The 2,310-nt window shown below is 62.2% G+C and carries 3 protein-coding genes; 2 read left to right on the top strand and 1 reads right to left on the bottom strand.

All coding sequences use genetic code 11. The features are described from left to right. Nucleotides 1–767: alcohol dehydrogenase catalytic domain-containing protein (locus Y704_RS0102540; protein ID WP_026548944.1), on the bottom strand; the 767-nt coding region annotated here is incomplete at its 3' end. Between the two features lie 229 nt (nt 768–996). Here Y704_RS0102540 and Y704_RS22560 point away from each other — a divergent pair. Beyond that, complete coding sequence (locus tag Y704_RS22560) at nt 997–1,713, top strand: DUF1440 domain-containing protein (protein ID WP_216698942.1); 717 nt, start codon at nt 997–999, stop codon at nt 1,711–1,713. Between the two features lie 169 nt (nt 1,714–1,882). Further along, nucleotides 1,883–2,310: hypothetical protein (locus tag Y704_RS0102530; RefSeq protein ID WP_026548945.1), on the top strand; the 428-nt coding region annotated here is incomplete at its 3' end.

Genomic DNA, 2,310 nt, shown 5'->3' with positions numbered 1-2,310 from the left:
GCTTCCATGCCCACGGCTTCCACGACGGAGTTCGGGCCCCTGCCCTCGGTCATTTCACGTAGCTCGTCTCCGATGGTGTCACTGTAATCCAGGGTTTCCACGCCGTGCCGTTCGGCCATTGCACGCCGCTCGGGCACAGGCTCGATGCCGATGACCCGGTAACCCAGGTGCACGCCCGCGCGGGCGGCGAACTGCCCTACCGGGCCCAACCCGAAGACCGCCAGGGTGCCGCCGTCGGGCACGTCCGCGTACTGCACGCCCTGCCAAGCGGTGGGAACGATATCGGAGAGGTAAAGATAACGGACATCGGGCAGATCTTGACCAACTTTAAAGGGGCCGTAATCGGCGAAGGGAACCCGCAGGTATTCCGCCTGCCCGCCCGGTACAGAACCATAGAGCTCGGAGTACCCGAAGATGCGCGCACCGAGGCCTTTTTCCCGGACCTGGGTGGTTTCACACTGCGACTGCAGGTTCAGAGAACACATCAGGCAAGTCCCGCAGGCAATGTTGAAGGGGATCACCACCCGATCGCCGACTCTCAAATTCGTGACGGCACTGCCGACTTCCTGAACGATTCCCATCGGTTCATGACCCAGGATGTCGCCCTTGCTCATGTAAGGGCCCAGTACCTCATACAGGTGCAGGTCCGAGCCGCAGATCGCTGTGGACGTGATTTTGATGATCGCGTCGGTGGGTTCCTGGATGATGGGATCCGGTACCTCTTCAACGCTGACCGATCGCTTTCCCTGCCAGGTAAGTGCCCTCATGATCCCAAACTCCTCTTTGGTGGTAAGTATGCTTATCAGTCTCAGTATGTTCACGTTTACCGCCGGAAAGAAAGGAACCGCTTGTGTTGGGTCCATTCCCGCACCGCAGAGGTCGGCAATCATCGGTCGGCAGTTACTGTCCAGGAAAGAGGGGTTGATCGGGTTGAATAACCACCGCACCACCCGGGCAGGAGTCCCGGTGCCAGGACTGCACACGGCTGGCCTTGATATGGTTTTGGGTGCTGCCGCGGGTGCTGTCGGTGTCTGGGCCATGGACCAGGTGGGGTGGTTCATGCTGCGAAGCGAAAACATGCATACTCTCACCCGGGACCTGAGGGCCCGCGACGGGGACGCGGACGGGAACGCCGGGACCGCGGCCCAGATTCGCGGCGTGCAGGCGGGCACCCCGGGCAGGCCTGCCACTGCTGGTGCATTGAGAAAGGCCACGCAGGTCAGCGGGGTGAGCCCGACCGACCAACAGCCAGGACCGGGCGCGACCGTGTTTCACTATGCTCTGGGCATGCTGCCCGGGGCCCTTTACGGTGCAGTACGCCGGATACGACCGTCGGTGCGCACCGGATCCGGTGTCCTGTACGGTCTGGCGCTGTTTGTGGTCATGGACGAAACCGCCCAGGTCAGCGGGGTGAGCCCGACACACCAGCGCCCGGGACCGGGCGCGACCGTGTTTCACTATGCTCTGGGAATGCTGCCCGGGGCTCTTTACGGTGCAGTGCGCCGGATACGACCATGGGTGCGCACCGGGCACGGTGTCCTGTATGGTGTGGCGTTGTTTGTGGTCATGGATGAGACCGCCGCGCCGCTAACCGGGATCGCCTCCGGACCGGGCCGGTATCCCTGGCAGGCACACGCACGCGGCCTGGCCGCCCATATTGTGCTCGGTATGACCACCGAAGTCCTCTTGCGCGCAACGGACCGCTTCCGATGAACAACGATCGGCGCAGGGCTGCCAGCGGAAGGGCGGTGAAGTTCTCCTTTGGGAGGGCGGCTAACCCGCTATTACCGACGGAAGGTCCACGGAATATCAATCCATGATGACCACGCCCTGGCTTCTGCGGTGGTTGCGGATGTAGTTGGGCGAGACAATAATCGACAGCATGCTTACCAAACAGAAGCCTTCCATGATGGGATCGATCGTCCGGGGTATGGCGGCAGGCGTTGCCGGAACCGTGGCGATGACGGCTTTCCAAAAACTTGTTGAGATGCCTTTGACCGGGCGTGAAACCAGCTACGCGCCAGCGGATTTCGCCGAACGGATCCTGCCCATCCATCCCACGACCGAGCAGGGGCGCGAACAGCTGAACTGGATCACCCACTTCGCACTGGGAACCATGTGGGGTTCAGCGTACGGCGTCACAGCTCACTCCGGCCTCCACGGAGCCAAAGCAATCGCCGTCGTGTTTCCTGTCGTCTACACCGGAGACGTCCTGCTCAACACCGCCCTTGGACTGTATAAGCCCGGCACCTGGACCGCAGAGGACTGGACCGTGGACCTGGTCAACAAATTCGTCCAGGCCACAGCGAC

Source organism: Arthrobacter sp. Br18 (assembly GCF_000520555.1).
Taxonomy (GTDB): Bacteria; Actinomycetota; Actinomycetes; order Actinomycetales; family Micrococcaceae; genus Arthrobacter_D.
This window is presented reverse-complemented; position numbering and strand designations above follow the sequence as displayed.